Annotated in this window: 23 protein-coding genes; 11 read left to right on the top strand and 12 right to left on the bottom strand. The window is 73.2% G+C overall.

Features of this window, described 5'->3' with window-relative positions; all coding sequences use genetic code 11:
• Positions 1-13 precede the first annotated feature (13 nt).
• The 6 genes from ACYVG5_RS08740 to chvE form a co-directional block, all read right to left on the bottom strand.
• Entirely contained in the window at positions 14-688 is a 675-nt protein-coding gene (locus ACYVG5_RS08740) for an L-ribulose-5-phosphate 4-epimerase (RefSeq protein WP_222048996.1), read from the bottom strand.
• The gene (locus tag ACYVG5_RS08735; RefSeq protein ID WP_222048997.1) at positions 685-2322 is read right to left on the bottom strand and encodes a xylulokinase; all 1638 of its coding nucleotides are present in this window, start codon (positions 2320-2322) and stop codon (positions 685-687) included. Before ACYVG5_RS08735 ends, ACYVG5_RS08740 begins: the two co-directional genes overlap by 4 nt.
• The gene (locus tag ACYVG5_RS08730; RefSeq protein WP_460683100.1) at positions 2319-3497 is read right to left on the bottom strand and encodes a LacI family DNA-binding transcriptional regulator; all 1179 of its coding nucleotides are present in this window, start codon (positions 3495-3497) and stop codon (positions 2319-2321) included. The genes ACYVG5_RS08735 and ACYVG5_RS08730 overlap by 4 nt, the downstream gene beginning before the upstream one ends.
• A gap of 98 nt (positions 3498-3595) precedes the next feature.
• The gene (gene mmsB / locus ACYVG5_RS08725) at positions 3596-4849 is read right to left on the bottom strand and encodes a multiple monosaccharide ABC transporter permease (protein WP_222048998.1); all 1254 of its coding nucleotides are present in this window, start codon (positions 4847-4849) and stop codon (positions 3596-3598) included.
• Positions 4846-6384, bottom strand: coding sequence for a multiple monosaccharide ABC transporter ATP-binding protein (mmsA, locus tag ACYVG5_RS08720; protein WP_222048999.1), 1539 nt, complete (start codon positions 6382-6384; stop codon positions 4846-4848). The genes mmsB and mmsA overlap by 4 nt, the downstream gene beginning before the upstream one ends.
• A 120-nt stretch (positions 6385-6504) precedes the next feature.
• The gene (gene chvE, locus ACYVG5_RS08715) at positions 6505-7644 is read right to left on the bottom strand and encodes a multiple monosaccharide ABC transporter substrate-binding protein (protein WP_222049000.1); all 1140 of its coding nucleotides are present in this window, start codon (positions 7642-7644) and stop codon (positions 6505-6507) included.
• A 272-nt stretch (positions 7645-7916) separates the two neighbouring features.
• Here chvE and ACYVG5_RS08710 point away from each other — a divergent pair, with 272 nt between their 5' ends.
• Entirely contained in the window at positions 7917-9527 is a 1611-nt protein-coding gene (locus ACYVG5_RS08710; RefSeq protein WP_222049001.1) for a long-chain fatty acid--CoA ligase, read from the top strand.
• A gap of 105 nt (positions 9528-9632) precedes the next feature.
• Here the strand turns inward: ACYVG5_RS08710 and ACYVG5_RS08705 are convergent, their stop codons facing one another.
• Positions 9633-9968, bottom strand: a complete 336-nt coding sequence (locus tag ACYVG5_RS08705; RefSeq protein WP_222049062.1) for a rhodanese-like domain-containing protein — start codon at positions 9966-9968, stop codon at positions 9633-9635.
• Between the two features lie 56 nt (positions 9969-10024).
• Between ACYVG5_RS08705 and ACYVG5_RS08700 the strand changes: the two genes are divergently transcribed.
• Genes ACYVG5_RS08700 through ACYVG5_RS08690 form a run of 3 tightly spaced genes read left to right on the top strand, consistent with a single transcriptional unit; the run spans position 10025 to position 12701 of the window.
• Entirely contained in the window at positions 10025-10540 is a 516-nt protein-coding gene (locus ACYVG5_RS08700; protein ID WP_222049002.1) for a PH domain-containing protein, read from the top strand.
• Positions 10537-12027, top strand: a complete 1491-nt coding sequence (locus ACYVG5_RS08695; RefSeq protein WP_222049003.1) for a PH domain-containing protein — start codon at positions 10537-10539, stop codon at positions 12025-12027. The genes ACYVG5_RS08700 and ACYVG5_RS08695 overlap by 4 nt, the downstream gene beginning before the upstream one ends.
• Before the next feature lie 32 nt (positions 12028-12059).
• Complete coding sequence (locus ACYVG5_RS08690; protein WP_222049004.1) at positions 12060-12701, top strand: pentapeptide repeat-containing protein; 642 nt, start codon at positions 12060-12062, stop codon at positions 12699-12701.
• Between the two features lie 19 nt (positions 12702-12720).
• Here the strand turns inward: ACYVG5_RS08690 and ACYVG5_RS08685 are convergent, their stop codons facing one another.
• Positions 12721-13827 (bottom strand): saccharopine dehydrogenase family protein, encoded by a 1107-nt coding sequence (locus tag ACYVG5_RS08685; RefSeq protein ID WP_222049005.1) that lies wholly within the window; start codon positions 13825-13827, stop codon positions 12721-12723.
• Between the two features lie 123 nt (positions 13828-13950).
• Positions 13951-14631 carry a response regulator gene (locus tag ACYVG5_RS08680; protein ID WP_222049006.1) on the bottom strand — a complete coding sequence of 227 codons (681 nt, stop codon included), beginning with the start codon at positions 14629-14631 and terminating at the stop codon, positions 13951-13953.
• Positions 14632-14736: 105 nt separating this feature from the next.
• Here ACYVG5_RS08680 and ACYVG5_RS08675 point away from each other — a divergent pair, with 105 nt between their 5' ends.
• The 3 genes from ACYVG5_RS08675 to ACYVG5_RS08665 all read left to right on the top strand — a co-directional run bounded on the left by ACYVG5_RS08675 (position 14737) and on the right by ACYVG5_RS08665 (position 16867).
• Positions 14737-15447 carry a sensor histidine kinase gene (locus ACYVG5_RS08675; RefSeq protein ID WP_222049007.1) on the top strand — a complete coding sequence of 237 codons (711 nt, stop codon included), beginning with the start codon at positions 14737-14739 and terminating at the stop codon, positions 15445-15447.
• Between the two features lie 113 nt (positions 15448-15560).
• Positions 15561-16424 (top strand): manganese catalase, encoded by an 864-nt coding sequence (locus tag ACYVG5_RS08670; RefSeq protein ID WP_222049008.1) that lies wholly within the window; start codon positions 15561-15563, stop codon positions 16422-16424.
• A 116-nt stretch (positions 16425-16540) separates the two neighbouring features.
• The gene (locus ACYVG5_RS08665; RefSeq protein WP_460683099.1) at positions 16541-16867 is read left to right on the top strand and encodes a hypothetical protein; all 327 of its coding nucleotides are present in this window, start codon (positions 16541-16543) and stop codon (positions 16865-16867) included.
• Positions 16868-16972: 105 nt separating this feature from the next.
• Here ACYVG5_RS08665 and ACYVG5_RS08660 read toward each other — a convergent pair whose 3' ends face one another.
• From ACYVG5_RS08660 to ACYVG5_RS08650, 3 genes are all read right to left on the bottom strand, one after another.
• On the bottom strand, positions 16973-18586 hold the full coding sequence (locus ACYVG5_RS08660; protein ID WP_222049009.1) for a solute symporter family protein: 1614 nt from the start codon (positions 18584-18586) through the stop codon (positions 16973-16975).
• A complete protein-coding gene (locus tag ACYVG5_RS08655) occupies positions 18579-18953 on the bottom strand; it encodes a DUF485 domain-containing protein (RefSeq protein ID WP_222049010.1) in 375 nt (124 codons plus the stop codon). Before ACYVG5_RS08655 ends, ACYVG5_RS08660 begins: the two co-directional genes overlap by 8 nt.
• A 158-nt stretch (positions 18954-19111) precedes the next feature.
• A complete protein-coding gene (locus ACYVG5_RS08650; RefSeq protein WP_222049011.1) occupies positions 19112-20341 on the bottom strand; it encodes an MFS transporter in 1230 nt (409 codons plus the stop codon).
• Between the two features lie 160 nt (positions 20342-20501).
• Between ACYVG5_RS08650 and ACYVG5_RS08645 the strand changes: the two genes are divergently transcribed.
• The 4 genes from ACYVG5_RS08645 to ACYVG5_RS08630 all read left to right on the top strand — a co-directional run bounded on the left by ACYVG5_RS08645 (position 20502) and on the right by ACYVG5_RS08630 (position 24667).
• Complete coding sequence (locus ACYVG5_RS08645; RefSeq protein ID WP_222049012.1) at positions 20502-21737, top strand: sensor histidine kinase; 1236 nt, start codon at positions 20502-20504, stop codon at positions 21735-21737.
• Positions 21734-22441 (top strand): response regulator, encoded by a 708-nt coding sequence (locus tag ACYVG5_RS08640; protein ID WP_222049013.1) that lies wholly within the window; start codon positions 21734-21736, stop codon positions 22439-22441. Before ACYVG5_RS08645 ends, ACYVG5_RS08640 begins: the two co-directional genes overlap by 4 nt.
• Positions 22442-22513: 72 nt before the next feature.
• The gene (locus ACYVG5_RS08635; protein ID WP_222049014.1) at positions 22514-23692 is read left to right on the top strand and encodes an AAA family ATPase; all 1179 of its coding nucleotides are present in this window, start codon (positions 22514-22516) and stop codon (positions 23690-23692) included.
• A 219-nt stretch (positions 23693-23911) separates the two neighbouring features.
• Positions 23912-24667, top strand: a complete 756-nt coding sequence (locus ACYVG5_RS08630; protein ID WP_246630377.1) for an ABC transporter ATP-binding protein — start codon at positions 23912-23914, stop codon at positions 24665-24667.

Below are 24667 nucleotides of genomic sequence, written 5' to 3'. Positions count from 1 at the left end.
TCTTGCTCCTTCGTCATCGCTGTCCGTAGACGTTCTGGTACCGCGCGTACAGGCTGTCGATGTCGGCCTGCGCGATGGGGACGGGCTCCCCCAGCTGGCGGGAGAGGTGCACGGTGCGGGCGACGTCCTCGGTCATGACGGCGGCCTTGACCGCGGCCTTGGCCGAGGGCCCGATGGTGAAGACGCCGTGGTTCTGCATCAGCACCGCCGGCGAGCGGTGCCCGGCGAGGGTGGCCACGATCCCCTGGCCGATCGAGTCGTCGCCGATGAGGGCGAACGGGCCGACCGGGATCGGGCCGCCGAACTCGTCGGCCATCGCGGTGAGCACGCACGGGATCGGCTCGGCGCGGGCCGCCCAGGCCGCCGCGTAGGGGCTGTGGGTGTGCACCTGGCCGTTGACCTGCGGCATCGCCCGGTAGACGTAGGCGTGCGCCGCGGTGTCGGACGACGGCGCCCTGGCCCCGTCGACGACGGCCCCGTCGAGGTCGCAGACGGTGATGCCCGCCCAGGTCAGCTCGTCGTAGGAGACGCCGCTGCCCTTGATGACGAACAGGTCCTCGCCGGGCACCCGCTCGGAGACGTTGCCGGCGGTCCAGGTGACCAGCTGGTAGCGGGTCAGCTCGGCGTGCAGCGCGGCGACGTGCTCACGCTGGACGCGGTGGGTGCCGTGCTCGGCAGGGCTGGTCATGCGTGCTCCTCGATCGGTGCGGCGGCGGTCGTCCCGATGCCCACGTGCTCCACGGCGGCCCGCTCGACCGGGAGCGCGGCGACGTACCGCCGCATGAACGCGTCGAAGCCCGCGACGTCGTCCGGCCGGGGCTCGGCGGTCTCCAGCGCGGTGCCGGCGAAGACGGCGGTGTCCAGGTAGTCGGCCAGGCCCTGCTCCGGCGCGCGCCGGGTGGCGAAGGCGGCGAGGACGGCGATCCCCCAGGCGCCGCCCTCGGCCGCGGCGTCCCCGACGGCGACCGGCGTGTCGATCGCCGCAGCCAGGAAGCGTTGCGCCACGCCCTCGGTCCTGAACAGGCCGCCGTGCGCGAACATCCGGTCCAGCCGCACCCCCTCGGTCTTCTGCAGCACGTCCATGCCGATCCGCAGGGTGGCCAGGGACGCGAACAGCTGCGCCCGCATGAAGGTGCCGAGGTCGAACCTGCTGTCCGGGGACCGCAGGAAGAGCGGCCGGCCCTCCTCGAAGTCCGTGATCGGCTCTCCGGAGAGGTAGTTGTACGCCAGCAGCCCGCCACCGTCGCTCGCACCGCCCAGCGCGGCGGTGAAGAGCGTCTCGAAGACCTCCGACGGGCCGGCCCGGACACCCATCGCCCGGGCGAACTCGGCGAACAGCCCGGCCCAGGCGTCCAGCTCGCTGGCCCCGTTGTTGCAGTGCACCATGGCCACCGGGTCGCCGGCCGGCGTGGTGACCAGGTCCAGTTCGCGGTGGGCCCCGGAGAGCTCCCGCTCCAGCACGACCATGGCGAAGATGCTGGTGCCGGCGGAGACGTTGCCGGTGCGCGGGGCGACCGAGTTGGTCGCGACCATCCCCGTGCCCGCATCCCCTTCGGGAGGGCAGAGCGGGATTCCGGGACGCAGCCGCCCGATCGGGTCGAGCAGCCGCGCCCCCGCCTCGGTCAGCGTGCCGGCCGGCCGGCCGGCGACGGCGACGGCGGGCAGCAGCGCGGCGAGGTCCAGGTCGACCCCGGCCTCGGCGGCCAGTTGGTCGAACCGGGCCAGCATCGTGGCGTCGTACCCGCCGGTGGAGGCGTCGATCGGCAGCATGCCGCTGGCGTCCCCGATGCCCAGCACCTTCTCGCCGGTGAGCTGCCAGTGCACGTACCCGGCCAGCGTCGTCAGGTGGTCCAGCCGGCCGACGTGCTCCTCGCCGTCCAGGACCGCCTGGTACAGGTGCGCGACGCTCCACCGGTGCGGGATGTTGCAGCCGAACTCCGCGCTGAGCCGCTCGGCGGCCCGGCCGGTGTTCGTGTTGCGCCAGGTGCGGAACGGGGCGAGCAGCTCGCCGTCGGCATCGAAGGCGAGGTAGCCGTGCATCATCGCGGACACGCCGAGGGCGCCCACTCCGGCCAGCTCGACCCCGTGGCGTCGCCGCACGTCCTCGGCCAGGGCCGCAACGCTGCCCTGCACCCCCGACCACACGGCCGCCAGCGAGTACGTCCACCGCCGGTCGACGAGCTGGTTCTCCCAGTCGTAACTGCCGACCGCGAGCGGAGCGTGGTCCGGGCCGATCAGCACCGCCTTGATCCGGGTCGATCCGAGCTCGATCCCCAGGGCCGTGCGACCCGAGGTGATAGCTGCACCGGCATCCGTCGTCATGTCAGGAGCCCCTTCCGCCCACCGGTGACAGGTGTGGTGCCCGCGGTCCGGTCGGCCGCACGGCGCGGCAGCCGACCCGGTGCTGCGAGCGCGCGCGTGCCGGCCGGAGCCGCCACCGGAGCCTCGCGCCGCCCCTTCGGGGAGGGCGGTGGGCCGGTGGTCGACCGCACCACGAGCTGCGGCTCGACCGGTTCGGCCTGGTGGTCCCCGCCGCCCAGCCGGGCCAGCACCAGCTCGACCCCCCGCCGTCCCAGCTCGGCGAAGTCCTGTCGCACGGTGGTCAGCGGCGGGGTGTAGTAGGCCGCCTCGGGCACGTCGTCGAACCCCACGATGCTCAGGTCGCCGGGCACCGTCAGGCCCTCGCCGTGCAGCGCGTTGAGCAGGCCGAGGGCCATCTGGTCGTTGGCGAGGAAAACGGCGGTGACCGCGGGCTCCCCGGCCCGGCGGCCGCGGATGCGGGCGGCGAGCTCGCGGCCGGCGGCGTGGCCGGACGCCGGCCACCAGTCGCCGGTCAGCACCTCGGGCACCTCCGCGCCGGCGGCGAGCAGTTCCCGGCGCCACCCGACGATCCGGCCGCGGGCCTCCATCGAGTCGCCGGGACCGGCCACGTGGTGCACCGTGCGGTGGCCGAGTTCGAGCAGGTGGCGGGTGGCCAGCGCGGCGCCGGCCTCCTGGTCGACCCACACCGTGGGCCGCCGTTCGTCCCGGCCGACCTGGACGGCGATCAGCGGCACCGGCACCTCGAACCGCCGCAGCGACTCGACGGCCTGCCCGTAGGTGGACAGCGCGAGCACGGCGTCCACCGACTGGGCGACGAACCGGTCGACGGCCTCGCGCATGGCCCCCTCGCTGTCGTCGTCGAGGATGGCGACGCTCAGCGAGTAGCCCGCGGCGCGGGCGGCCTGCTCCAGGCCGAGCAGGGTCTGCGCCGGCCCGTACTGGTTGATGTGCGAGGTGACCAGGCCGAACGTGCGGGTCGACCCGGTGACGAGCGCCCGGGCGGCGGTGTTCGGCCGGTACCCCAGGTCCTCGATCGCCTGCTGCACGCGCTGCCGGGTCGCCGGGGCGACGTGCGGGTGCCCGTTGACGACGCGCGAGACGGTCTGGTGCGAGACGCCTGCCCGGGCGGCCACGTCGGACATGACCAGCGCTCGGGTCGCCCCCTCGGGCTCCACCGTTCTCCCCCTCGTCGATGCTGTCGGGGCCGGGACGGCCCATCGGATGGCACGGTCAGCCCGGCCGGGTGCCCACGGTCGCGCCGGGCGACCGGGACTCAGCGGGCGGCGCCGGCGCGGCGCTTGTTGTAGACGTCGAAGGCGACGGCGAGCAGCAGGACCAGGCCCTTGACCACGGACTGGACCGACTGGTCGACGCCCAAGAGGGACATGCCGTTGCTCATGACCGCCATGATCAGGCCACCGACCATGGCGCCGACCACCGTGCCGACCCCACCGGTGACCGCGGCCCCCCCGATGAAGGCGGCGGCGATGGCATCGAGCTCGAACATCTCACCCGCGCCGGGCTGGGCGCCGTTGGACCGGGAGGAGAAGATGACCCCGGCGATCCCGGTCAGGAAGCCCATGTTGACGAAGATCCAGAAGTTGACGGCCTTGACCTTCACCCCGGACAGCGTGGCCGCCGACAGGTTGCCGCCGATCGCATAGACCTGGCGCCCGAACACGGTCCGCTTGGTGACCAGCCCGTACACGATGGCCAGCACACCCAGGATGATCAGCACGATCGGCAGGCCACGCGCGTGCGCCAACTGCCAGGCGAAGGCCATGACGACGACGCCGACCAGCACGATCCGAGCGATGAACAGGCCCATGGAGCCGACCGGCTGCTCGTAGCGGATCCGGGCGGTGCGGGTGCGCCAGGCGCCGAACGCATACCCGGCCACTGCGATCGCGCCGATGAGCAGGGTGAAGGCGTCGTAGCCGTTGCCGCCGATCAGCCCGTTGAGGAACCCGCTGGCCACCTCGCGGTACTGCGACGGGAACGGGGACAGCGAGACGTTGTCCAGCACCTGCAGGGTCAGGCCACGGAACAGCAGCATGCCGGCGAGGGTCACGATGAACGCCGGGATGCCGACGTAGGCCACCCAGAAGCCGTGCCAGGCCCCGACGGCCAGGCCGACGGCGATGGCGGCCAGCGCACCGGCCCACCACGGCCAACCCTGCTGGATCACCAGCACGGCGGAGACCGCCCCGGTGAGCGCCACCACCGACCCCACCGAGAGGTCGATGTGCCCGGCGATGATCACGATGACCATGCCGATGGCCAGCACCAGGATGTAGGAGTACTGCAGGACGAGGTTGGTGATGTTCCCGGCGCTGAGCAAGGTGCCGTCGGTCAGGACCGCGAAGAGGGCGACGATCGCCACGAAGGCGACGTAGATCCCGCTCTGCCGCAGGTTCCGGATGATCAGCGACCGGAGGTCGTTCGAGCCGTCGTCCAGCAGCCCACCGCGCGCGCCGGCACCCGGCGCCGGCTTGAGCTCCTCTTCCTGAGGCACGGTCCTGGTCATGCTGCGGTCTCCCTCTCCTTGGTCATGAGCGCCATCAGGCTCTCCTGGGTGGCCTCACGCACCGGCACCTCGCCGGTGATCCGGCCGGCCGACAGCGTGTAGATGCGGTCGCAGATGCCGAGCAGCTCGGGCAGTTCGGACGAGATGACGACGACGGCCTTCCCGGCCGCGACGAGCTGGTTGATGATCGTGTAGATCTCGTACTTGGCGCCGACGTCGATGCCGCGGGTGGGCTCGTCGAGGATCAGCACGTCCGGGTCGGTGAACAGCCACTTGGCCAGCACGACCTTCTGCTGGTTGCCGCCGGACAGCTTGCCCACGATCGAGGAGACGCTGGGCGCCTTGATGTTCATGTTCCGCCGGCTGGACTCGGCGACCTTGGTCTCCTCGTTGGCGTTCACCCAGCCGCGGCGGGACAGCTTGCCGAGCCCGGCGGCCGAGACGTTGCGGCGGATGTCCTCGATCAGGTTGAGGCCGTACTTCTTGCGGTCCTCGGTCGCGTAGGCGATGCCGTTGTCGATCGCCTCGGCCACGTTGCGGGCCTTGACCTCCCGGCCGTGCATGAAGAGCCGGCCGGAGACGTCCCGCCCGTAGGAGCGGCCGAAGATGCTCATGGCGAGCTCGGTGCGGCCGGCGCCCATCAGCCCGGCGATGCCGACGACCTCGCCGGCGCGGACGTCGAAGGCGGCGCGGTCGACGACCAGCCGGTCCTGGGTCGGGTGCTTGACGCTCCAGTCCTCGACGCGGAGGACCTCCTCCCCCGGGTGCGACTCCCGCTCGGGGTAGTAGGACTCCAGGTCGCGACCGACCATGCCGCGGATGATCCGGTCCTGGGTGACCTCGCCGGCGTGCAGGCTGAGCGTCTCGACGGTCCGGCCGTCCCGGATGATCGTCACGTTGTCCGCGATCGCGGTGATCTCGTTCAGCTTGTGCGAGATCATGATCGAGGTGATCCCGCGCTCCTGCAGCCGGCGGAGCAGGCCCAGCAGGTGAGCGGAGTCGGTGTCGTTGAGCGCCGCGGTGGGCTCGTCGAGGATCAGCAGCTTGACGTCCTTGGAGAGCGCCTTGGCGATCTCGACCAGTTGCTGCTTGCCCACACCCAGCTGGCCGACCGGGGTCTCCGGGTTCTCGTTCAGGCCCACCGACGCCAGCAGCTCCGCCGCCTTGGCGTGGGCCTTGTTCCAGTCGATCAGGCCACCGCGACCGCGGCTCTCGTTGCCCAGGAAGATGTTCTCCGCGATGGAGAGGTAGGGGACCAGGGCGAGCTCCTGGTGGATGATCACGATCCCGACGTGCTCGCTGTCCCGGATGCCGGAGAAGCGGCAGACCTCGCCGTCGAAGGAGATCTCGCCGTCGTAGCTGCCGCTGGGGTACACCCCGGACAGCACCTTCATCAGCGTCGACTTGCCGGCGCCGTTCTCACCGCAGATGGCGTGCACCTCACCGCGGCGGACCGCCAGGGAGACGTCCTCCAGCGCCTTGACGCCGGGGAAGGTCTTGGTGATGGAACGCATCTCCAGGATGTGGTCGTCCATGGACTCCGTCGTCCTCGTCCTCGTCGCGCGCGTGCGGCGCTGTGTGGGGTTGTCGGGAGGTGGTTCCGGCCGGGCTGGACAGCCGTGCTGCCCAGCCCGGCCAGGACTGGGAGACGGACGTCAGTCCGTCTGGCCCGCGGCGACCTCTTCGGCCGTGTAGTAGCCGGAGTCGATCAGGACGGACTGGATGTTGTCCTGGTAGACGGTCTCGACCGGGAGCAGGTAGGACGGGACGACCTTCACACCGTTGTCGTAGGTCTCGGTGTCGTTGGCCTCCGGCTCCTCACCCTCCAGGTAGGCCTCCGCGGCGGCGACGGCCTGCTCGGCCAGCAGCCGGGTGTCCTTGAAGATCGTGGAGTCCTGGACACCGTCGGCGATGAGCTTGACCGAGGCGATCTCGGCGTCCTGCCCGGTGATCACCGGCATCGGCTTCTCCGGGGTGCCGTAGCCGGCGTTCTGCAGGGCGGTGATGATGCCACGCGAGATGCCGTCGAAGGGCGAGAGCACGCCGTTGAGGACCGAGCCGTCGCTGTAGCTGGAGGTGAGCAGGTCCTCCATGCGCTTCTGCGCGGTCTCCTGCGACCAGCGCAGGGTCGCGGCCTGCTCGATGCCGGTCTGGCCGGACTTGACGACCAGGGTGCCGTTGTCGATGTAGGGCTGCAGGGTGTCCATCGCGCCGTCCCAGAAGAAGTGCGCGTTGTTGTCGTCCAGCGAGCCGGCGAACAGCTCGACGTTGAACGGCCCGGTGGCGGTGCCCTCGGAGCCGTCCTCGTTGAGGATCCCCAGCCCGGTGAGCAGCGCCGTGCCCTGGGCGACGCCCACCTTGTAGTTGTCGAAGCTGACGTAGAAGTCGACGTTCTCGGTGTCGCGGATCAGCCGGTCGTAGCTGATGACCGGGATGCCCTGGTCGGCGGCCGCGTCCAGCTGGCTGCTCAGCGCCGTCCCGTCGATCGCGGCGACGATCAGGGCGTCGGCACCCTCGGTGATCATCTGGTCGATCTGCTGCATCTGGGTCGGGATGTCGTCACCGGCGTACAGGAGGTTGACGTCGTACCCGGCCTCCTCGAGCTGCGCCTCGACGTTGGCGCCGTCGGCGATCCACCGCTCGGAGGTCTCGGTCGGCATCGAGACACCGATCGTGAGGTCCTCGGGAGCCGCGTTCTCGGTGTCCGTGTTGCTGCCGGCGCCCTCGCCACCGCAGGCCGTGAGGCCGATCGCCAGCGTGGCGCCCAGGGCGGTCAGGCCCAGCTTCTTGTTCACTGCCACATCTCTCCTTCGAGACATCTGCCGCCCGATGGCGCAGGCCCACCTCGGTGCGGGCGGACCCAGTGTGAGCGCTAACAACCGTGGTCCGTCAACCCCGTCACCCCAAGTTGATCGTCACGGTCGCGTAACGGCCCGTTCATCCGGGCGCCGGCCGGCGGCGGCGCTCCCGCCCGTTCCCCCGGACGGGTGACGGCCGGGACCGGTGCCGCCGGCCCGGGGACGCGTCCGTGGTGGAACGTGAGCCTGCTCACTGGCACGATGCGGCCATGCGCGGGTTGATGCAGGACGTCCCCCTCACCGTCGACACGATCTTCCGGCACGTCGAACAGCACCACGGCGACGTCCCGATCGTCACGAACAACCCCGGCGGGAAGGTGCGCACCACCTATGCCGAATGGGCGCAGCGCACCCGGCGGCTCGGTGGCGTGCTGGACACCCTGGGCATCAGCGCCGACGGCCGGGTCGCGACCTTCGCCTGGAACTCCGCGCGCCACCTGGAGCTCTACTTCGCCGCGCCGTGCACCGGCCGGGTGCTGCACACCCTCAACGTGCGGCTGTTCCCCGAGCAGCTCACCTACATCGCCAACCACGCCGAGGACGAGGTGGTCTTCGTCGACCGCACGGTCCTGCCGCTGCTGTGGCCGCTGATCGACACCATGACGACGGTCCGGCACGTCGTCGTCATGGACGACGGCGGCGACGCCGAGATCCCCGACGACCCGCGGGTGCTCGACTACGAGACGCTGCTCGCCGCGGCCGAGCCGGTCGAGTTCTCCGTTCCCGACGAGAACTCGGCGGCCTCGATGTGCTACACGAGCGGCACCACCGGCAACCCGAAGGGGGTGGTCTACAGCCACCGCTCGACGTTCCTGCACACCCTGGGGGTCATCGCCCCCAACGCCTTCGGGCTCAGCGTCCGCGACGTCGCCATGCCGGTCGTGCCGATGTTCCACGCCAACGCCTGGGGCATCGCCCAGGCCGCACCCGCCGCCGGCTCGGCGCTGGTCTTCCCCGGCGCGATGATGCAGCCGCAGGCGATCGCCGACCTGATCGTCGACGAGAAGGTCACCTTCACCGCCGGCGTCCCGACCATCTGGCAGGGCGTGCTGCCGCACCTGGCCGGCCGGGAGCACTCCCTGCGGGAGATCGGCTGCGGCGGGTCCGCCGTGCCCAAGGCGCTGTCGGAGGCCTACCGCGAGCAGGTCGGGCTACCGATCCTGCACGCCTGGGGCATGACCGAGACGCACCCGGTCGCCTCCTCCGGGGTGCTGTCCCGCGCGTTCGACGACGCCGACGAGGACACCCGGGCCACCCAGCGGGCCCGCCAGGGCATCCCGTTCATCGGCGTCGAGGCCCGGATCGTCGAGGCCGGCACGATCGACGAGCTGCCCTGGGACGACGTCGCCACCGGGGAACTGCAGGTCCGCGGCCCGTGGTGCGCGCAGGAGTACTACAACCCGGACGCCGGCGCGGAGCTGTCCACCTCCGACGGCTGGATGAAGACCGGCGACGTCGCCGCCCTCGACCCGTTCGGCAACATCCGGATCGCCGACCGCACCAAGGATCTGATCAAGTCCGGTGGGGAGTGGATCTCCTCGGTCGACCTGGAGAACGCGATCATGAGCCACCCAGCGGTCGCCGAGGCCGCCGTGGTCGGCGTCCCGCATCCGAAGTGGGACGAGCGGCCGCTGGCCTGCGTCGTCCTCAAGTCGGGGGAGACCGCCGGCGAGCAGGAGATCCTCGACCACATCGCGCCGCTGGTGGCCAAGTGGTGGCTGCCGGACGCCGTGGAGTTCATCGACGAGGTGCCCAAGACCAGCGTCGGCAAGTTCTCCAAGAAGGACCTGCGCACCCGGTTCGCCGACTACGAACTGTGAAAGGACCCCGTCCTCCTCACCCCTCGCAAGCTCGGCAGAAGGACCCCGTCCTCCTCGTCCCTCGCAGGCTCGGGATGAGCCTCTGGACGGGGCCGGACGGGGCCGTCAGCGCACGAAGGGCTGCTGGCCGGTCTCGCTCACCATCGGCCGGCCCGCGGCCTGCCACTCGCCCATGCCACCGCCCACGTTGACCGCGTCGAAACCGTTCTGGTTCAGCCAGGCGGCCACCCGGGCCGAGCGGCCGCCACCGCGGCAGGTGACGTAGAGCGGGTCGCCCTCGGGCAGGTCGTCCAGGCGCGCGGGGACGTCGCCCATCGCGATGTGCGTGGCCCCCTCGATGTGCCCGGCCACCCACTCGTCGTCCTCCCGCACGTCGAGGACGACGGCGTCGGCGGGCAGTTCCGACGCGGGCACGGTGGGAATCTGCTGCGGCATCGTCATGCCGTCCATCGTGGCACGCACGTCCCCGCCGGCGACCGCTGCCAGGATGTGCGGTGATGACCGCTCCCCCGCCGGCCCCCGTCCGCGACCCGGCCTGGCCCCTGTCCCGCTCGGCCATCGGTCTGTGGACCACCCAGGGGGTCATCAGCACCGTCGTCTACGTGCTCGCCCTGGCCGCCTTCTTCGTCTTCGTCCCCGGCGACGCCGGCACCCCGGTCACCCTGGTGCGCTGGCTGGGGCCGGTGCTCGTCGTCGTCCACGGGGCGCTGGCCATCGGCGTGCGCCCCCGGCTGCGCTACCGGGTGCACCGCTGGGAGGTCACCGACGAGGCCGTCTTCACCCTCACCGGCTGGCTGACCCGGACGTGGACCCTGGTGCCGATCTCGCGCATCCAGACGGTGGACGTCACCCGCGGTGTGCTGCAGGGCCTGTTCGGGCTGTCGACCGTGCTGGTGCTGACCGCCTCGTCGCAGGGCACAGTGCGGATGCCGCACCTGGAGACCGACGTCGCCCGCCGGGTCGCCGACGACCTCGCGCGCCGGGCCGAGCTGGTCCGGGACGAGGCGACGTGATCGATCCGGCTCCGCAGCCCGGCGAGCGCACCTCGCCGCGGGTGCTGCTGGTGCACACCATCACCTTCCGGCAGGCCCGGGCGCTGGCGCCGGTGGTGCTGGGCATCGGCGCCGCCCGCGGACTGGGCGACGGGCCCGCCGCGCTCGTCGCGCTGGTCGTGGGCATCACCGTGCTCTCGCTGCTGGCGGCGGCGGTGTCCTGGTGGCGGTTCAGCTACGCGGTGGGCGACCGCGCCGTCGTCGTCACCCGCGGGCTGCTGACCCGCTCGGTGCGCACCGTGCCACTGGACCGGGTGCGCGGGGTGGAGGTGGAGGCGCCGCTGCTGCACCGGGTGTTCGGCCTGGTGCGGGTGCGCATCGACGCGGCCGCCGGCAGTTCGGTCACCGGCACCGAGGAGCTGCTGGTCGACGGTGTCCCGCGGGCGGAGGGCGACCGGTTGCGCGCCGTCCTGCTGACCCGCCGCGCCCGCCCGGCCGCGGGCGAGCCGGAGCCGGAGCACGACGCCGCCCAGGATGATCCGACCGAGCCCGTCGAGGAGGAGATCGCCCGCTTCGACAACCGCTGGCTGCTCTACGCCCCCCTGGTCGGTGGCTACCTCGCCGTGCCGCTGGCGGCCGTGGGCGCGCTGACCCGGCTGGCCGACGAGCTGCCCGAACGGTTCGTGCCCGACGTCGAGGGCCCCGACGTCGTCGACGGCCCGGTGGTCGCGATCGCGGTCGTCGCGGCCGTGCTGGTGCTGGTGCTGGGCTCGGTGATCGGCGCCGCGGTGGTCAACTGGCGGTTCCGGCTGGTTCGCCGGGGCGGGTCGCTGATCGCCGTCCGCGGTCTGGTCACCCGCCGGCACACCGAGCTGGAGATCGACCGGATCCGCGGCTACACCGTCAGCGAGGGCCTGGGCATGCGGCTGGTCGGGGCCGCCCGGGCCAGCGCGCTGGTCACCGGGCTCGGGGACGCCGCCCGCCGGGGACAGCTGTTCCCGCTGGGCCCCCGGGCGCAGGCGTGGTCGCTGGGCGAGCGGATCGTCGAGGCCCCCGGCCCGCTGCGCGCGCACCCTCCGGCGGCCCGGCGCCGGGCCGTCGTCCGGTCGGTCGTCCCGGGCTCGGTCGTGCTGCTCGCCGGCGCCGTGCTGACCGCGACGCTGGGCTGGTGGGGCGTGCTGGTGGCCGGCATCGTGCTGACCGTGCTGGGTGTGCCGCTGGGGCTGGGCCTCTACGCCGCGCTCGGCCACGCCGCGGGCCCGCACTCGCTCGCCGTCCGCTCGGGCTGGCTGCTGAGGTCGCACACCGTGCTGCAACGCCGCGCCGTCATCGGGTGGCAGGTGCGGCAGAGCCCCTTCCAGCGGCGGGCCGGGCTGGCCACCGTGGTGGCCTGCGTGGGCGCCGGCAGCGGCGGCTACGCCGCCGTGGACCTGGCGGCCGACGAGGCGGCGGGATTCGTGACGACGGCATCGGGCCGCTGGGCGGGCACGCTGCACCCGTCGTCGTGAGCGCGGCCGCCGCACGACCGCGAGGAGGAACCGTGCCCATCGACGCCGACGGCCTCGCGGCGCTGCTGCCCCCGCTGGAGGACGCGCCCGGACCGGAGCTGACCGGCGCCGGCACCGCGGACGGGCTGCGCTTCACCGGCGCCGCGCTCACCGGCGACGCCACCGCCGCGCGGTTCCTCGAGTGCGTGCTCGACGACTGCGACCTCGGCGGGGTCGGCTTCGACCGGTCCCGCTTCGCCAGCTGCCTGCTCACCGGGGTGCGCGCGACGGCGTGGTCGCTGATGGACGCCACCCTGCTGGACGTCGTCGTGGAGGGCGGGCGGCTCGGCGCGGTCACCGCGCACGGCTGCGAGGCGACCCGGGTCCGCCTCGGCAGGCTCCGGGCCGACTACGTCGGCCTGCGCAACGCCACGCTGGTCGACGTGACCGTGGCCGGTTGCACGATCGGCGAGCTGGACCTGGCCGGCGCGCAGCTGCGCGACGTGCGACTGGTCGACTGCACGATCGGGTCGCTGGTGCTCGAGGAGGCCAGCTGCCGGTCGGTGGACCTGCGGGGCGCCGAGGTGACCCGGCTGGACGGCGTCGCCGGGCTGCGTGGCTGCACGATCGACGGCGCCCAGCTGGTCGGCTGGGCCCCGGGGATGGCCGCCGAGCTGGGCATCACCGTCGGCTGATCAGCTCACCGCGCGTGCGTCACCGCCGCTGCAGGCCGGCCGCTGCGGCTGCGGCGGTGAGCTCCGCGAGACCGAAGGCCTGCACCGGCCCCAGCGCGCCGACGTCCCGCACCCCGCCGGCGGCGGCGCGCACCGCGCCCCGGGCGAGCAGGCCGGCGGTCAGCGCGTACGGGTCGGGGCCGGTCAGCTCGACGGTGGCCACCCGGGCTCCTGCCGGGTCGCGGACCTCGGCCAGCACCGTCGTCCGGGCGTCCGGCTGCGGCGCCGGCGCCACGGCGACCCGGGCGGCCAGCGCGTCGGCGAGCCGGGGAACGTTCCGGCGGACCCCCGGCAGCCGGGCGGCCCAGGGGGTCAGCGGCGCGAGCCGGTGGGCCACCGGGGCGGCCGGACCGAACCAGTCGAGGAAGACCCCGACCTCCTGCAGGGTCGGGGCGAGCGCCGGCAGCGTGAGGTGCTCGGAGCCGCCGACCGACAGCCCGCGCCGGACCCGTCCGCCCACCTCGAAGCGCCACAGCCGGGCCCCGGCGGGCTGCACCACCAGGCGCCCGCCGGTGAAGGCGTGGCCCGGTTCCAGCAGCACCCCGAGCAACGAGCGCAGCGTGCCGCGGGAGAACGCCTGCCCGCTCGTGCCGTCGGTGGTGTAGCCGACGTCCAGCCGGTGCGCCCGGTCCCCCGCCTCGGCGAGGGCCATCGCGCCGGCCAGCACCCCCGGCACGTAGTCGTGCCCGAACGCCGGCAGCAGCGCGGCCCCCGACCGCCGCGCCCGCGGGCCGGCGTGCTCGAACACCCGGCGCAGGAAGGGTGGCTCGCCGGTGGAGTCCAGGTACACCGCACCGGCGTCGACCGCGGCGGCCACGGCCGCCCCGCCCAGCTGCAGGAAGGGGCCGACCGTGGTCACCAGCACGTCACCGGGGCCCAGCAGCTCGCGCACCGTCGCCGGGTCGGTGACGTCGGCGGCCGCCGTCTCCAGCGGCTTGCCGTCCCCGGCCAGCCGCTCGGCGAGGGGTGCGAGCCGGGCCGGGTCGCGGCCGGCGAGCACCGGCCGGGCGCCGGCGGCCGTCAGCGCGCGGGCGGTCAGCCCGCCGGTGTGCCCGGTCGCGCCGAGCAGGACGATGCGTGCGGCCATCGCCGGACAGTAGCCAGCGCGCGCCGCGGGCGCCGCCGGTTCCGGAACCGTGCGTTCCTCTGCCGGCGCGCAGGCGTGTCGATCACCGCCCCGGGTAGCTGGGCGGCGATGAGACCGATCGGCTCACCCCCGGGACCAGTGCGCCGCGCTGCGGCCGCCGCCCTCGGGGTCGGCCTCGAGCCCGACCCGCCCGGCCAGCGCCGCGGCCTCCACCCGGGTGGCCACCTTCAGCTGTCGCAGCAGGTTGGCCACCAGCCGCTTCACCGTGCGCTCGGACACGTGCAGCGTGGTGGCGATGTCCACGGTGCTCGTGCCGGCCGACACCAGCCGCCACAGCCGGCGGTCCTCGCTGGTCAGCCGCTCGACGATGCCCTGGTCGTCGCTCGGCGCGGAGTCGGCCAGCAGCTGGCGCAGCAGCGGCTCGGGGATCACCGACCAGCCGTCGAGCACCGCCAGCAGCGGGAGCACCAGCGCCTCGGGCGTGGCGGTCTTGGGCAGGAACCCGGCCGCCCCGGCGCGCAGCGCCTCCAGCGCGGCATCCGGCTCGGCCAGCCCGGACAGCGCGATGATCCGGGTCATCGGCGCGGCCCGGCGGATGGCCGCGATCGCCCGGACGCCGCCGGGTGGCGGCATGTGCAGGTCGACGACGGCGACGTCGGCCATGTGCCGGCGGACCAGCGCCGCCCCGGCCGAGGCGTCGTCCGTCGTCCCGACGACCCGCACCCGGCCCTCGCTCACCGGCGGCAGCAGCAGCGACAGGCCGCGACTGAACAGCGGGTGGTCGTCGATGACCACCACGTCCACCGGAGGACCGTGCCCAGCCCCGGCACCGATCCCGTGTTCTCCCACGTCACTCCCTGAACGAGCTGCGCCCGGCGTGGCTGACCGACCGCACTCCCGGAGGTGCCCGTGACCCTGTCCGCCGACACACGCCCGTCCATTCCGACCGGACTGCTCACCGACCTGCTCCAGGCGGTCCGGTCCCGGCTGCGGCCCCGCCCCACCGAGCCGGTCGCCCCGGCCGACGCGCTGGTACGTGCGCTGTGCCACGACATGCGCAGCCCGCTCGCGTCGCTGGAGTCGCTGCTGGACCACCTCGACGGGAACACCCCTCCGCAGCTGGTGCAGCTGGCCCGGGACCAGGCGCACCAGCTCGCGTCCATGCTGCGCACCGCCGACGCCACCGGCGGGGCCCCCGAGCGGCGCGGCACCCGCCGGCTCGGCGACGTGGTGCGGGCCTCGGTGGCCTCCGCCGGCCTGCCCCGCGCCCAGCTCACCGTCGAGCTCGGCGAGGACGCCTGCAACGTGGTGGTGGCCGACGCCCGGGTGCAGCGGATCCTGACCAACCTGCTGGAGAACGCGCACCGGCACGGCCGTGGGGCCGCGGTGCGGCTGCGGGTGGACCGTCGGGACGTCTGGGTCGACCTCGCACTCACCCAGGCCGGCGTGCCGGCCGACCAGGTGCTCGGCCACCTGACCCGGACCGAGCCACCGGTGGACCTCACCGGGCTGGGGTTGTGGTCGGTGCAGCGCCAGACCCTCGAGCTGGGCGGCCGGCTGGCCTGGTACACCGACGACGACGGCGCCTTCACCCTCGTCGTCCGGCTGCCCGACCGTTGAACGACAGGTCGGCCCCGGCGGGCCACCGGACGGCACGGGGGTGACACCCGGCGCGGGCAGATCAGAGACGTCACCGCGAGGGCGGCGACAGCGACGACGCAGAGGAGACGCCCGTGTTCACGCACACCCACGCCCTGCAGTACGAGGCCAAGCCCGACGGCCCCGACGCCAACTACGCCCGCCGGCTCCAGGAGGTGCTCGGCGGCCAGTGGGGCGAGATGACCGTCGCCACCCAGTACCTGCTGCAGGGCTGGAACTGCCGGCTGCCCGGCAAGTACAAGGACATGCTGCTGGCCATCGGCACCGAGGAGCTGGCCCACGTCGAGATCCTGGTGACGCTGATCGACCGGCTGCTGGACCACCAGCCGCTCAAGCCGGACTCGGCCGACCACTCCAAGGAGAGCGCGGCCGCCTACGGGCAGAGCAACCCGCAGCACGCCATCGTCAACGGTGGTGGGGCCTCCTACATGGACAGCATGGGCGTGCCGTGGAGCGGCGGGTACGTGACCGCCAGCGGCAACCTGATGGCCGACTTCCACTACAACGCCACCGCCGAGATGATGGGCCGGCTGCAGGTCTCCCGGCTCTACAACATGACCGACGACCCGGGCGTGAAGGACACCCTCCGCTTCCTGATCACCCGCGACCACTACCACCAGATGCAGTGGCTGGCCGCCGCCGAGGAGCTCAAGGCGGACGGGCTGGACGGCATCCCGGTGCCGGAGGCCTACCCGCTGGAGGAGGAGCTGCCGGAGTTCGCCTACACGTTCCTCGACGCCTCCGACGGCCCCGAGGCCGCGGCCGGCCGGTGGGCGAACGGCCCGGCGCTGGACGGCACGGACAACACCATGCGGGCCGCCCCGATCGCCGCGCACGCCGACGCGCCGATCCTCCCGCCGGGTGACCCGCGCCTGTTCGGCACGCCGCCGGTGCCCGGGCAGTCGCTGCTGCAGCGCGCCAAGGACGCCCTCAAGTAGGGGGAGCTCTCCCCTGCGCCGTCGCCGTGCCGGCGCCCCGGACCCGCACCCGCACCCGCGGACCTGGGACGCCGGCACGGCGGGCCGCCCCACCTCGTTCCCGTGGAGGTCCCGCCGTGCACCTGTCCGTCCCCGCACCGCACGTTCCCGCACCGCACGTTCCCGCCCTGCACCTGTCGCTGCCCCGGCTGACCGGGCGGCGCCCGCCCGTGGCCACGGCCCTGCTGACCGCCGTCTACGCCGCGGCCGTCGTCGTGGCGCTGGCCGCGCCCGGTGCCGACACCCTGGCCGGGCTCGTCGTCCTGGCCGGCCTGACCGCCCGCTGGGCCGTGCACCGCCGCCGATCGACCGCCGGCGCGGTCGCCGTTACGACCGGGGCGGCGGACGCCGTCGTGCCGGAACCGGCCGTGGCACCCACCGCCGCCCCGGCGACCGCCGCCTGAAGCACGACGCGAGGCCCGCCCCACCAGGGACGGGCCTCGCGTGCGGCCTCGCTGCAGGGGCCCGCGGCGAACGTGCGAGCCGTGGGGGGGCAGCGAGGTCCTCTTTCAGTGCGGGACCGCCTTCTCCGCGCCGATGCCGGTCAGCGACCGGACCTCCAGCTCGGCGTACTTGTCGACGTCCGGGCGCTCCTTGGAAACCTTGGTGCCCAGCCAGCCGAGGAAGAACGACAGCGGGATGGAGACCAGGCCCGGGTTGTTCAGCGGGAACCAGGCGAAGTCCACGCTCGGGAACATCGACGTCTCCGCACCCGACACGACCGGCGAGAAGATGATCAGCCCGACGCAGACGATCAGCCCGCCGTAGATCGACCACAGCGCGCCCTGGGTGGTGAAGTTCTTCCAGAACAGCGTGTAGAGGATCGTGGGCAGGTTGGCCGAGGCCGCCACGGCGAAGGCCAGTGCGACCAGGAAGGCGATGTTCAGCCCGGCGCGCAGGGCCAGGATGCCCAGGCCGATCGAGACCGCCCCGATGACGACGGCGGTGATCCGGGCGACCTTGACCTCCCCGTTCGGCGGCACCTCGCCCTTCTTGATGACCGAGGCGTAGACGTCGTGCGCGAAGGACGCCGACGCCGTGATGGTCAGACCGGCGACGACGGCGAGGATCGTGGCGAACGCCACCCCGGCGATGATGCCCAGCAGCACGGTGCCACCGAGTTCGAAGGCCAGCAGTGGCGCCGCCGAGTTGACCCCGCCGGGTGCGCCGAGGATGGTCTCGGATCCGACCAGCGCCCCGGCGCCGTAGCCGATCACCAGGCTGAACAGGTAGAACGCGCCGATCAGCCAGATCGCCCAGACCACGGACTTCCGGGCGTCCTTGGCCGTGGGCACCGTGTAGAAGCGCATCAGCACGTGCGGCAGGCCGGCGGTGCCGAGCACCAGGGCCAGCGCCAGGCTGATGAAGTCCAGCTTCGTCGTGCCGGACAGGCCGTACCGCGCGCCCGGCTCCAGGACCTGCGGGCCCTCGGCCTCGACCGCCCCGCCCAGCAGCGAGGACAGGTTGAACCCGTACTTGCCGAGCACCCAGACGGTCATGACCAGCGCACCGGCGATGAGCAGCGTCGCCTTGATCATCTGCACGTACGTGGTGCCACGCATGCCACCGACCAGCACGTAGAAGATCATCAGCGCGCCGACGATGGCGACCACGGCCGCCTCGGCGACCGCGCCGCTCACCCCGAGCAGCAACGCCACCAGTCCGCCGGCACCGGCCATCTGGGCCAGCAGGTAGAACAGCGACACGAACAGCGTCGAGATGGCCGCGGCCGTCCGCACCGGCCCCTGCCGCATCCGGAACGCCAGGACGTCGGCCATGGTGAAGCGGGCGGTGTTGCGCATCAGCTCGGCGACCAGCAGCAGCGCCACCAGCCAGGCGACGAGGAAGCCGATCGAGTACAGGAAGCCGTCGTAGCCGTAGACGGCGATGGCCCCGGCGATGCCGAGGAACGAGGCGGCCGACAGGTAGTCACCGGCGATGGCCAGGCCGTTCTGGGTGCCGGTGATGTTGCGCCCGGCTGCGTAGTAGTCGGCGGCGCTCTTGTTGTTGCGGCTCGCCCGGAAGGTGATGAACAGCGTGATGACGACGAAGGCGCCGAAGATCGAGATGTTGATCGTCGGGTTGCCGATGGTGCCGCCCTCGGCGGCGAGCAGGTCAACCACGGGGAGGCTCCTCGGTACGGTCCGGGCCGGCGAACTCGTGGGCCTCGAGACGGTTGCGCATCTCGTCGGAGATGGGGTCGGTGTTCTTGCTCGCGTGCCGGACGTAGAGCTGGGTGATCACGAAGGTCGAGACGAACTGTCCCAGCCCCAGCAGGATGCCGAGGTTGACGTTGCCGAAGACCTCGGTGGACATGAAGTCCTGGGCGTAGGTCGAGAGCAGCACGTAGAGCAGGTACCAGGCGAGGAACGCCACGGTCATCGGGACGGCGAAGCTGCGGAACTTGCGGCGCAGCTCGGCGAACTCGGGCGAGTCCTGGGCGGCGCGGTACTCCGCCGGACTCAACAGCTTGCGTTCTGGCTGGGTCACGGGACGCCTTCCGTGTGCGTGGCCTGAGGAGTGATCGCCGTCACTTTAGGCGGCCCGCCCACCGGCGGGCAGCGGCCGGGTTCCGGAAAGTGATCGATAAGTGACCGGGAAGCCTTCCGGAACCAGCCCGGTCGACCCGGACCGGGCCGCCCCGCCGATCAGACCGGGACGGCGAAGGCCCCGGACACCTCGTTCCGGTGCGCGGCCAGCAGCCGCCACAGCGCCCCGGCGAGCACGAGCAGCGCGCAGCCGGCGACGACGAAGACCGCCGGCACGCTCGTGACGCCGGCCAGCAGGCCACCGGCCAGCGCACCGAGCGGGATCCCGCCCCAGACCAGGGTGCGGTAGGCGCCCTGCACCCGGCCGAAGAGCTCCTCCGGGATCAGCGCCTGCCGCAGCGACATGGTCAGCACGTTCCAGAAGAGCACTCCGGCCGCCCCCACCCCGAGCAGCACCCCGGCGACGACGCCGTGGGTGGTCAGCCCCAGCGCGAGGGTCATGGCCGCGGCCAGGCCGGCGCCCAGGACCAGCGTGGCGGAGCGCCCGATCCGGGCGGCCAGCGGAGCGGCGGCGAGCCCGCCGAGCACCGCGCCCACCCCGGAGGCGGTGAGCAGCAGCCCGAACCCGGCCTCGCCGATCCGCAGGGTCTCCAGCGCGTAGAGCACCAGGACGCCGGTGGTCATCGACTGCAGCAGCGACGTCGTCGCCGACACCGCGGTGAGCCCGCGGAGGAACCGGTGCCGCCACAGCCAGGCGACGCCCTCGGCGACGTCCCGGCGGATGGTGGTCGGCGGCCCCGCGGCGAGCCTCCCCGGCCGGTGGTTGCCGGCGATGCCCAGCACCAGGACGGCGCCGAGCAGGAACGCCCCGCTGGTGGTCAGCAGCGGCGCGGCGACGGCGAGGGCGAACAGCAGCGACCCCAGCGGCGCGCCGACGAACGCCTGGCTGGCCTCCTCGGCGACGGTGATCAGCCCGTTGCCGCGATCGAGCTGGTTGCGGTGGACGACCTGCGGCAGCATCGCCCGGGCCGCGCTGTCGTACACCGTCTCGGCTCCGCCGACGACGAAGGCGACGACATAGAGCACGGGCAGCGAGAGCGCGCCGGCGAGCACGGTCGCGGCCAGCGCGGCCAGCGCCAGGGCCCGCACGGTGTTGGCCGCGGCCATCGCCCGCTTCCGGTCCACGCGGTCCACCACCGCCCCGGCCGGCAGCGCGAACAGCAACCAGGGCAGGAAGGCCAGCGAGGTCAGCGCGGCGACCAGCACCGGGTCGCGGGTCAGCGTCGCCGCGAGCAGCGGCAGCGCCACCCGGTTCACCCCGTCGGCCAGGTTGGACGACGCGCTGGCGGCGAACAGCCGCCAGAACGCCGGGCCGAGGGAGCGGGACACGCCCGAACCCTGCCAGCCCCGGCGGTGTCCCCGGCACGCGCCGCGCGGAACGGGAGGGGACACCACCGGCACGCTGCCGACGGGGTCATCCCGGGGTGGGACCGGCGGCTCACCCCGCAGGACGACGACGCCGCCTCCCGCGCTACCTAAGGTCGGCAGCATGGACCAGCCGCTGCCCGAACGTCTGGCGGCCCGGCTCCGCAGGCACCCGTTCGCCGTCGACGTCGCGATCGCCGCGGCGCTGGTCCTGGTCGCGCTGCTGTTCCAGGACGGCACGCTCGACGGGGACACGCCGCTGGTCATCCTGCTGCTGCTGGCCCCGCTGGCCTGGCGCCGGCGGGCACCGGTCCCGGCGGCCGGCGTGGTCGTCGCCGTCGGGCTCCTGCAGCTCGTCATCGTCGACGACTTCCTGTTCGCCGACGTCGCCGCGCTGGTCATGGTCCACGCGCTCGCCGCCTACGCGCCCCGCTGGGCCGGCCGCGCCGGGCTGGGAGCCGGCCTCGTCGGCGCGGTGCTGGCGTCGGCCCAGTACTTCAGCGCCGGCGACGTCTACACCTTCGCAGCCAACGCCGGTGCGATCGGGGTGACCGTGGTCGCCGCCTGGGCGCTGGGCGACCTGCGCCGCGCCCGGCTGCAGCAGCTCGCCGGCCTGCAGGAGCGGGCCCGGCTGCTCGAGCTGGAGCGGGAGCAGGAGATGCGGCTGGCGGCGACCGCCGAGCGGGCCCGGATCGCCCGGGAGATGCACGACGTCGTCGCCCACTCCCTGTCGGTGGTGATCGCGCAGGCCGACGGCGGCCGGTACGCGGGGCGGTCCGACCCGGCCGCCGCGGCCGGCGCCCTGGAGGCGATCGCGGCCACCGGCCGGCAGGCGCTGACCGACATGCGCTCCCTGCTCGGGGTGCTCCGCGACGGCGGCGGCGAGGAGTACGCGCCCCAGCCCGACGTCGCGGCGATCGACCAGTTGGTCGCCGACGTGCGGGCCAGCGGCCTGGACGTCGACCTGATCGTGGAGGGCACGCCGCAGCCGCTGCCGGCCGGTCCGCAGCTGGCGGCCTACCGGATCGTGCAGGAGTCGCTGACCAACGTGCTCAAGCACGCGGGCCCGGCGAGCCGCGCCTGGGTGCGGCTGCACTGGCGGCCGGACGGGCTGGAGCTGGCGGTGCTGGACGACGGGCGGGGCGCCTCGGCCGGGTTCGCCGAGCGCGACACCGAGGTGCTGGACGGCGCGTCGGGGAACCGGCCGCGCACCGGGCACGGCCTCGGCGACGGGCTCGGGCAGGGGCTGCTGGGCATGCGGGAGCGGGCCGAGCTGCACGGCGGCCGGCTGACCGCCGCGCCGCGCACCGGCGGCGGCTTCGGGGTGCACGCCCTGCTCCCCTACCGTCCTCCCCGATGAACAGCAGCCCGATCCGCGTCGTCCTCGTCGACGACCAGCAGCTGGTCCGGGCCGGCTTCCGGATGGTCATCGACTCCCAGCCCGACCTGACCGTGGTCGGCGAGGCCGGGGACGGCGCCGCGGCGGTCGACGTGCTGCGCCGGACGGCGGCCGACGTGGTGCTGATGGACGTCCGGATGCCGGGTACCGACGGCATCGCCGCCACCGGGCAGGTCGCCGCGCTGCCCGACCCGCCGCGGGTGGTCGTGCTGACCACCTTCGACCTCGACGAGTACGTGGTGGCCGCGATCGGCGCCGGGGCCAGCGGGTTCCTGCTCAAGGACGCGCAGCCGGAGGAGCTGCTCGCCGCGGTGCGCACCGTGCACGCCGGCGAGGCGGTGATCGCGGCCAGCTCCACCCGGCGGCTGCTGCAGCACGTCGCACCGATGCTGCGCGGTTCGGCCGCGTCGGTGGCGGCCCCGGCCGACGACCGGTCGCTGGCCGAGCTGACCCCCCGGGAGCGCGAGGTCCTGGAGCTGATGGCCTACGGCGCGACCAACACCGAGATCGCCGGGCGGCTGTTCGTCAGCGAGGCCACGGTGAAGACCCACGTGGGGCGGGTGCTGGCCAAGACCGGCTCCCGGGACCGGGTGCAGGCCGTGGTGCTGGCCTACCGCACCGGCCTGGTGGCCCCGGCCGACCTGCTCCGCGACGCGACGAGCTGACGAGCAGCCGCGTGTAAGGAACGATAATGCCGCATAACGTTCTTCCATACACGCTTTGAGGATGAGTTACAGATGGATCCGGTGCTCAATCCGTACAGACCAGGTGCAGGGCGACGGCCACCGTTGTTGGCCGGCCGGGAGTCGACGCTCCAGGCGTTCGAGGTACTGCGCAGGCGGGCCGAGGAGTTTGGCGAGGGCGATCGCAGCTGGGTCCTCAACGGGCTTCGCGGCGTCGGTAAGACGGCGTTGCTCAACGAACTGCTGGCCCGCGCCAACGAGCGTCAGTGGATCACCGCGAAGGTCGAGGCCGGGGCAGGGACGGCGCTGCCCGTGGCGCTGAGCCAATCGCTCGTGCGAGCCACCCGGACGGCGACGGGGGCGCACCCCGGTGGAGGGCTGCAGCGGTGGCTGGGCGTACTCAAGTCGTTCAGCCTCAAGGTCGACCCCAGTGGGGCAGTCGGTGTCGGGGTGGACGTGGAACCGCTTCGCGGACTGGCTGACACAGGCCGATTCGGTGATGACCTCGCGATGCTGATGGAGGTCCTTGGCGACACCGCTCGGACACTCGGGATCGGAGTGCTCGTCCTCGTGGACGAGCTACAAGAAGCGGCGCCGGACGAGCTGCAGGCCATCAACACGGCGATCCACCACCTGGGTCAGCAGGATTCGCCGCCACCAGTCACCTTCGTCGGCGCAGGACTTCCCTCCCTGCCTGCTCAGCTGGCGGACGCGACCAGCTATGCCGAACGGCTCTACGACTACCGACCCATCGGGCTGCTGGGGGAGGACGCGGCACGGGCCGCACTGGTCGTGCCCGCTTCTGCTCGAGACGTCCTCTGGGACGAAGATGCCATCTCAGCAGCGCTGACGACGGCCGGCGGCTATCCCTACTTCCTGCAGTCAGTCGGCAAGCACGTATGGGACCAGGCGCGCTCGACACCGATCACGGCCGAGGACGTGGACATCGGGCTCGCGGATGCACGGCGCGAGGTCGACGACGGGCTCTACCGGTCACGCTGGGAACGGGCCACGCCCGCACAGCGGGATCTCCTGCGCGCCTTGGCTGTCCTCGGAGCGGCCGACCCCGCCTCCATCGCGGACATCGCCCGACACATGCGCAAGGCCAGGACATCAGACCTCTCCGTGGCGCGGATCGAGCTGATCAAGAAGGGTCTCGTGTACGCGCCTGAACGAGGACTGCTCGCGTTCACCGTTCCGGGCATGCACGACTTCGTCGATCGACAGGCGTGACCGTCGGCAGGTCGACCACCGTCGTCCCACCCGCGCTTCGATCGCCTCGACGAAAGACCTGCCTGCCCTACGACCGGGGGATGACGTCGGGTCAGCCCTGGAGGGCAGTCGGGACGGCGCCGAGACCAGCCCGTGCGGCGACGCCGGCGAACGCCTCCGCAGGAGAACGTGATCACGTCCCGATCACCGCCTCTGGAGGCCCTTGTGTCCGTACCCCTGATGACCGTTCCGGGTGAGCCCACGGCGTCGCTGTCCGCCGCCGTCCGCGCCACCGGCCTGCGCAAGATCTACGGCTCCGGTGAGACGGCGGTGCACGCGCTCGCCGGGGTCGACGTCGCCTTCGACCGTGGCGCCTTCACCGCGATCATGGGCCCCTCCGGCTCGGGCAAGTCGACCCTCATGCACTGCCTGGCCGGCCTCGACGCCGCCACCGCCGGCCAGGTCTGGCTGGGCGATACCGAGCTCACCGGCCTGCGCGACGACCAGCTGACCAGGCTGCGTCGCGAGCGGATCGGCTTCGTCTTCCAGTCGTTCAACCTGCTGCCCGTGCTCGACGCGCAGGACAACATGCTGCTGCCGATGCAGCTGGCCGGGCAGCGCCCCGACCGGGAGTGGATGGACGCCGTCATCGGCCGGCTCGGCCTGCGGAACCGGCTCGGGCACCGCCCGCACGAGCTCTCCGGTGGCCAGCAGCAGCGCGTGGCCGTGGCCCGGGCGCTGCTCCCCCGCCCCGACGTCGTCTTCGCCGACGAGCCCACCGGCAACCTGGACTCCTCCGCCGGCGCCGAGGTGCTGGGCCTGCTGCGCTCCAGCGTCCGGGAGACCGGCCAGACCGTCGTCATGGTCACCCACGACCCGGTGGCTGCCGCCTACGCCGACCGGGTCGTGCTGCTGGCCGACGGCCGGCTCGCCGGCGAGGTCCACCAGCCGACCACCGACGCGATCATCAACGCGCTGCGCGGACTGGGGCACTGA

The sequence above is a fragment of the Modestobacter lapidis genome, assembly GCF_054780755.1.
This window is presented reverse-complemented; position numbering and strand designations above follow the sequence as displayed.

Bases quoted from the DNA above. Each gene is read 5' to 3' on its own strand.
- ACYVG5_RS08740 (WP_222048996.1), bottom strand. From the start codon at position 688: ATGACCAGCCCTGCCGAGCACGGCACCCACCGCGTCCAGCGTGAGCAC.
- ACYVG5_RS08735 (WP_222048997.1), bottom strand. From the start codon at position 2,322: ATGACGACGGATGCCGGTGCAGCTATCACCTCGGGTCGCACGGCCCTG.
- mmsB (WP_222048998.1), bottom strand. From the start codon at position 4,849: ATGACCAGGACCGTGCCTCAGGAAGAGGAGCTCAAGCCGGCGCCGGGT.
- mmsA (WP_222048999.1), bottom strand. From the start codon at position 6,384: ATGGACGACCACATCCTGGAGATGCGTTCCATCACCAAGACCTTCCCC.
- ACYVG5_RS08710 (WP_222049001.1), top strand. From the start codon at position 7,917: ATGCGCGGGTTGATGCAGGACGTCCCCCTCACCGTCGACACGATCTTC.
- ACYVG5_RS08705 (WP_222049062.1), bottom strand. From the start codon at position 9,968: ATGACGATGCCGCAGCAGATTCCCACCGTGCCCGCGTCGGAACTGCCC.
- ACYVG5_RS08700 (WP_222049002.1), top strand. From the start codon at position 10,025: ATGACCGCTCCCCCGCCGGCCCCCGTCCGCGACCCGGCCTGGCCCCTG.
- ACYVG5_RS08685 (WP_222049005.1), bottom strand. From the start codon at position 13,827: ATGGCCGCACGCATCGTCCTGCTCGGCGCGACCGGGCACACCGGCGGG.
- ACYVG5_RS08645 (WP_222049012.1), top strand. From the start codon at position 20,502: ATGGACCAGCCGCTGCCCGAACGTCTGGCGGCCCGGCTCCGCAGGCAC.
- ACYVG5_RS08640 (WP_222049013.1), top strand. From the start codon at position 21,734: ATGAACAGCAGCCCGATCCGCGTCGTCCTCGTCGACGACCAGCAGCTG.
- ACYVG5_RS08635 (WP_222049014.1), top strand. From the start codon at position 22,514: ATGGATCCGGTGCTCAATCCGTACAGACCAGGTGCAGGGCGACGGCCA.
- ACYVG5_RS08630 (WP_246630377.1), top strand. From the start codon at position 23,912: ATGACCGTTCCGGGTGAGCCCACGGCGTCGCTGTCCGCCGCCGTCCGC.